Annotated in this window: 5 protein-coding genes and 1 pseudogene; all 6 read left to right on the top strand. The window is 63.1% G+C overall.

All coding sequences use genetic code 11. The annotated features are described in order from the left end of the window. A pseudogene (locus tag ACE3UY_RS17630) lies at window positions 1-253 on the top strand (ABC transporter permease); the annotation flags it as partial. Window positions 254-262: 9 nt separating this feature from the next. After that, on the top strand, window positions 263-1,291 hold the full coding sequence (locus ACE3UY_RS17625) for an ABC transporter ATP-binding protein (protein ID WP_374688798.1): 1,029 nt from the start codon (window positions 263-265) through the stop codon (window positions 1,289-1,291). After that, window positions 1,281-2,093: an ABC transporter ATP-binding protein gene (locus ACE3UY_RS17620; RefSeq protein ID WP_374688797.1), complete on the top strand. Its 813-nt coding sequence runs from the start codon at window positions 1,281-1,283 to the stop codon at window positions 2,091-2,093. The genes ACE3UY_RS17625 and ACE3UY_RS17620 overlap by 11 nt, the downstream gene beginning before the upstream one ends. 23 nt (window positions 2,094-2,116) lie before the next feature. Further along, the gene (locus ACE3UY_RS17615) at window positions 2,117-3,343 is read left to right on the top strand and encodes an MFS transporter (protein ID WP_374688796.1); all 1,227 of its coding nucleotides are present in this window, start codon (window positions 2,117-2,119) and stop codon (window positions 3,341-3,343) included. Continuing rightward, entirely contained in the window at window positions 3,333-4,211 is an 879-nt protein-coding gene (locus tag ACE3UY_RS17610; protein ID WP_374688795.1) for a carbohydrate deacetylase, read from the top strand. The genes ACE3UY_RS17615 and ACE3UY_RS17610 overlap by 11 nt, the downstream gene beginning before the upstream one ends. Further along, window positions 4,208-6,277: glycoside hydrolase family 2 protein (locus tag ACE3UY_RS17605; protein WP_374688794.1), on the top strand; the 2,070-nt coding region annotated here is incomplete at its 3' end. The genes ACE3UY_RS17610 and ACE3UY_RS17605, both read left to right, overlap by 4 nt.

Genomic DNA, 6,277 nt, shown 5'->3' with positions numbered 1-6,277 from the left:
GGCCCTCATTCTGCAGATTTCCGCCGGCATTCTGGCCGAGGCGCAGTTGTCGGTTCTGGGCCTCGGCCCGCGCACGACCGAGGAGGCCACACTGGGTCTGATGATGAACTGGGCCTTGATCTACCAGGCCCACATTCTGGGTAAGTGGTGGGCCTACTTCCCGGTCATCCTGGCCATCGCGCTGATCGCTTTCTCACTGAACCTGATGAATACCGGCCTCGACCAGGTATTCAACCCGGCGTTGAGAGACTAAGGGGCTGAAATGGAAAAGGTTATACTGGACGTAAAGGACTTAACCACCAAGTACGTCACCCGGTTTGGGGAGGATGTTTACGCGGTGGATCACGTCTCGCTGCAAGTGGAAGAGGGCAAGTCGCTGGGCATCGCCGGCGAGTCGGGTTGCGGCAAGTCGACGCTGGCGCTCAGCCTGATGGGCTACTACTTTCCGCCGCTCCACTACACCGGCGGCGACATCATCATCGGCGGCCGGACAATCACCGGCATGGACCCCGATGAGGTGCGCCGAACCGTGCTGGGCAGCGAGATCGCCTACATCCCCCAGGCGGCGATGAACGCGCTGAACCCCACCCAGAAGGTGATCCACTTTATTGAAGACGTATTCGACGCGCACAAGACGCACATGTCGAAGAAGGAAATCCACGAGACAGCCACGGGGTTCTTCCACGCCGTGGGTCTGCCGGAGGAGGTGCTGCACAAGTACCCCGTCGAGTTGTCGGGCGGCATGAAGCAGCGCACGGTCATCGCCATCTCCGTCATCCTGTCGCCGCAAGTGCTCATCGCCGACGAACCCTCTTCGGCGCTCGACGTGACCTCGCAGAAGATGGTCATCAAGATGCTGCGGCGATTGATGGATGGCGGCTACATCAAATCAATGATTTTCATCACCCATGAGTTGCCGCTCCTCTACAACGTGACCGACGACATCATGGTCATGTATGCCGGGCAAATCGTGGAGAAGGCCAGCTCTAAAGAAGTGGTGCTAGACCCGCTCCATCCCTACTCCCAGGGCCTCATGGGTTCGATCATGGTGCCAGAGAAGGGCCTGCGCGATGTGAAGCTGACGGCCATTCCGGGCGTGCCGCCCAATCTCAAGAACCCGCCGTCCGGCTGCCGCTTTGCCGACCGCTGCAAATACGTCATGCCCATCTGCCGGGCACAGACCATCCCGCTGCGCGACGTAGGCGGGGGGCGCGAATACCGTTGCGTTCTGTCACCCGAAGAATTGAGCGTGGCCCATGCCCGGGAGGTATACGCCAGACATGATAAATGAAAGAAAACCCTGTTTGCAGGGGGTAGGACTGACCAAAGTCTTCGGCCTCGGCCGCAAGAAAACCGTCGCCGTCGATAACGTGGATTTCACCTTCCACGAGGGCGAGGTTGTCTCCATCGTCGGCGAATCGGGCAGCGGCAAGACCACTCTGGCCAAGATGCTCCTCGGTCTGATTAACCAGACTTCGGGCGACGTCTACTTCCAGGGCCAGAAGCGCGATCTCGGCTCACATCGGAAGAAGAAGGAGTACTGGAAGAGCATTCAGGCCATCTTTCAGGATCCGTTCTCGTCCTATAACACCTTCAACAAGGTCGATACCGTGCTGCTGGACTGCATCCGCATGCGCGGCGGCAGCCATCTGTCCCGCGAGCAGAAGACCGAAATGATGATCGAAGCGTGCCGCTTCGTCAACCTGAAGTTCGAGGAGTTGACCAACAAGTACCCCTTCGAGCTGTCCGGCGGCCAGCAGCAGCGCCTCATGATCGCCCGCATCTTCCTGCTCAAGCCGAAGATCCTGCTGGCCGACGAGCCGACCTCGATGGTCGATGCCTGCTCCCGCTCGACGATCCTGGACGCGCTGCTGGATTTGCGCAACGAGATCGGCATGACGCCCATCTTCATCACCCACGACATCGGCCTGGCGTTCTACGTTTCCGATTCCGTCTACATCATGGAACGGGGCCGGTTCGTTGAAAGCGGCACGGCCGATGACGTGATTTTGAATCCGCAAGAGCCTTATACCAGGCGTCTGATCAGCGACGTGCCGAAGATCCGCGAAGAGTGGGACCTTTCCACCGTGTAGGGTCGGTGGAGTGTAGTACAACAGTGAATTTATCAACTTCTTCTAAGAGTAAGAGCCTGACCCGGCTCGGCCCCATCATCCTGGCCTATGCCGCCTTTGTGGCCCTGGGCATGCCCGACGGCCTGTTGGGGATCGCCTGGCCCACCATGCGGCTGGACTTCGGCGTGCCGCTGGATGCCGTGGGCATGTTGCTGGTGGCCTCGGTGATCGGCTACATGACCTCCAGCTTTCTGAGCGGCGCGCTGGTGGCGCGCCTGGGCGTGGGGCGACTGCTGGCGATCAGTTGCGCCCTCACCGGCGCCGCCCTCTTTGGCTACACCCTCGCGCCCTTCTGGTGGATGATGATCCTGTTGGGCGTGATGGCCGGCCTGGGGGCGGGGGCCATCGACGCCGGGCTGAACACCTATGCCGCGGCGCACTTCGGTGAGGGGCTGGTGCAGTGGCTCCATGCCAGCTACGGCATTGGCATCACGATCGGCCCCATCATCATCACCACTGCACTGACGACCTACGATTCCTGGCGGCTCGGCTATCGCATCGTCAGCGGTTTCCAGTTACTCATGGCCCTGGCCTTTGTCTTCACCCTGTCGTGGTGGAGCGATGGTCGCCAGACCCCGGCCGAAGGCCCCCAGGAAAAGAAGCTGACGGATTATAAGACCTCGATGTCGGAGACGGTGCGCCGGCCCCGCGTCTGGCTGAGCGTGGCGCTGTTCTTTCTCTATGTGGGAGCGGAAGTGTCGCTGGGCATCTGGGCTTACAGCCTGCTCACGGAGTCGCGCGGCGTGTCGCCGCAGTTGGCCGGCCTCCTGACCGGCAGCTATTGGGCCATGTTTACCATCGGCCGCATCCTGGCCGGGCTGTATGCCAAGCGCCTGGGAGTAAACATCCTGGTTCAGGGCGGGATAGGGCTGGCTTTTCTCGGCTCTGCCTTACTGTGGTGGAACCCGTTCCCGCTGGCGAATCTGCTGGCGGTCGCTCTGGTGGGCATCGCCATCGCCCCCATCTTCCCGGCGCTCATCTCCGGCACGAGCCGGCGCGTGGGCGTCCGCTTCGCCGCCAACACCATCGGCATGCAGATGGCGGTGACGGGACTGGGCGGGTCTCTCATCCCCAGCCTGATGGGCGTGCTGGCCCGCCGTACTTCTCTGGAAGTGATCCCGATCTGTCTGACGCTGATATTCCTGACTTTGTTCGGGCTATACCGGCTGTCCATGACCAGGGTTCGAGGAGAACGCGGGCATGCTGCTTGACGGACAGACGAACCGGTTGCTTGGTTACCCGGCCGACGCGCGGCTGTTGATTATCAACGCCGACGATTTCGGGATGTGCCATGCGGTGAATGAGGCCGTCATGCGCGCGCTGCCGACGGGCGTACTCCGCTCGGCAACCGTGATGGTTCCCTGTCCCTGGGGATTGCATGCCATGCGCTTCCTGGCCGCTCATCCCGAAATCCCCTTCGGCGTGCATCTGACCGCTATCTCCGATTGGGCTGATTACCGCTGGGGGCCGTTATGCCCCCGTGAGGAAGTGCCGTCACTGATCCGCGAGGATGGCACCTTCTATAACTTTGATCAGATGCAACATTTCCTGGCTCAGGTCGATTTGGGCCAACTGGAGCTGGAGTTTCGGGCGCAGATCGAAGCGGTGCTGGCCTACGGGCTGCGGCCGACCCATCTCGATTGGCACTGCCTGCGCCTCGATGGCTGGGATGCCGTTTCTGAGGTGATGTTGGGATTGGCACGGGAATATGGTTTGGCGATGCGGGTGGTCGTCCGTTCCCAAATCGCCAGGGTGCGCAGCCTGGGCTTGCCCACCAATGACAGCGGCTTTCTGGACAGCTACCAACTCGACCTGACCGGCAAACAGGCCCATTACGTGGAACTCCTGCGCCGGCTGCCGCCGGGCCTGAGTGAGTGGGCCATCCATCCCGGCTTCAATTATCCTGAATTGCTGGCGATAGAATCGGAAGGGCATCACATGCGCCAGTCGGATTTCGACTTTCTGGTCTCTCAACAGGCCAGGGACGTGATCGAAGAAGAAGGCATCATCCTGCTGGATTATCGACCCCTGCAAGCCGTCTGGAGAGAAGCGGCAGGACGAGAGGTAAAGGCTTTATGAAGACGCAATCCCTGGCCGGCGACTGGCAGTTCCGTCAGACGGGCGCGGCCGAGTGGTTGCCCGCCACGGTTCCCGGCGGCGCACACACCGATTTGCTGGCCCTGGGCCGCATCCCCGATCCGTTCGTGGGCGACAATGAGAAGCGCGTCCAGTGGGTGGCCGAGGCGAATTGGGACTATCGCCATCGGTTCGCCGCGGAGTCTGACCTGCTCGACCAACCCCACGTCTGGCTGGTCTGTGATGGTTTGGATACGCTGGCGACGGTGAGCTTGAACGGCCAGACCCTCGGCCAGACCGACAACATGTTTCGCCAGTATCGCTGGGAGGTCACGTCGCTGCTCGGGGCTGAGGACAACGAATTGGTTATCACCTTCGCCTCGCCGGTGAAGTATGCTACCGCCAAGCAGGCCGAACGGCCGCTGCCCGGCGTCTCGCAGGCCATCCCCGGCGGCCCGCACTTACGCAAAGCACCCTGCCAGTTCGGCTGGGACTGGGGGCCGCAACTGCCGCCCGTCGGCATCTGGAAGGAGATACGGCTGGAAGGGGCGAGCGGCGGCCGCCTGACGGATGTGCACCTGCGCCAGCGCCACGGCGATGGGGCGGCGACCGTGTCGGCCACCGTGTCGGCCGAGCAGTGGACGGAAGAGGCGCTGACGGCGCGCCTCCACGTCGTCGCGCCGGATGGCGCGGCGTGGACAGTGGAGGCGGCCGTGTCCGGCGACCGCCCCGCCGCCATCGACCTGCCTATCGCCCATCCCCAACTCTGGTGGCCCAACGGCTACGGCCAGCAGCCGCTCTATCAGGTCGCTGTCAGCCTGCGCCAGGGCGACGCCGAGCTAGACCGGCGCAGCTACCAGCTTGGCCTGCGCACGCTCGAGCTGCGCCAGGAAGCGGACAAGTGGGGGCGATCGTTTGAGTTCCTGGTCAATGGCGTGCCCATCTTCGCCAAAGGCTCCAACTGGATCCCGGCCGACTCCTTCCCGACGCGCCTCACTGATGAGTCGCTGGAGGCCCTCATTCGCGGGGCGGCCGAGACGCATCAGAACATGCTGCGCGTCTGGGGCGGCGGGTTCTATGAGGAAGAGCGGTTCTACGATTTGTGCGACCGGTATGGCATCCTGGTCTGGCAGGACTTCATCTTCTCGTGCAGCATCTACCCGCTGGATGATCCCGGATTCCTGGACAACGTGCGCGTCGAGGTCGTGGAGAACGTGCGCCGGCTGCGGCACCGGGCCAGCCTGGCGCTGTGGTGCGGCAACAACGAAATGGAGTGGGGCTGGGTCGATTGGGGCTGGAACCGGCCGGAGTTGGCCGATCTGAAGGCGGCGTACGACCGCTTCTTCCATCACACGCTGCCCGCGTGGTGCGCCGCCGAGGACGCGGACACAGCCTACTGGCCCAGCTCGCCCTCTTCCGACACGCCGTTTGAGACCCCCAACGGCCAGCGCCAGGGGGACGCCCACTACTGGGACGTGTGGCATGGCCGCCAGCCGTTCACCGCCTACCGCGACCAATATCCGCGCTTCATGAGCGAATTCGGCTTCCAGGCGTTGCCGCCGCTGGCGACCATCCGCACCTTCGCCGATGAGGCCGATTGGAACATGACTTCCTACGTCATGGAACAGCACCAGAAGAACGCCAGCGGCAACAGCCTGATGGTCGGGCAAATGCTGGATACCTTCCGGCTGCCCCAGGACTTTCCGTCGCTGGTCTATCTCAGCATGGTGCTCCAGGCGGAGGGTATTCGTTACGGCGTGGAGCATTGGCGGCGCAGCCGCGACCGGGTGGCGGGCACGCTGTACTGGCAGTTGAACGACTGCTGGCCGGTGGCCTCCTGGTCGAGCCTCGACTACTACGGCCGCTGGAAGGCGCTACACTACGCCGCTCGCCGCTTCTACGCGCCGCTGCTCCTCTCCATCGAGGACGATCCGCCGCGGCAGGGGGTCTACGTCACCAACGACCGGCGCGACCCGTGGGAAGGCAGCGTGCGCTGGTCGCTGGAAACGCTGGACGGTACGGCGCTGGCCGCCGGTGAGGAGGCGGTGCGGGCCGCGCCGCTGGCGACG

Source organism: Promineifilum sp. (SeqCode) (genome assembly GCF_041918635.1).
GTDB lineage: Bacteria > Chloroflexota > Anaerolineae > Promineifilales > Promineifilaceae > Promineifilum.
Note: the sequence above shows the minus strand (reverse complement) of the source record. Positions and strands in the feature narration are given on the sequence as shown.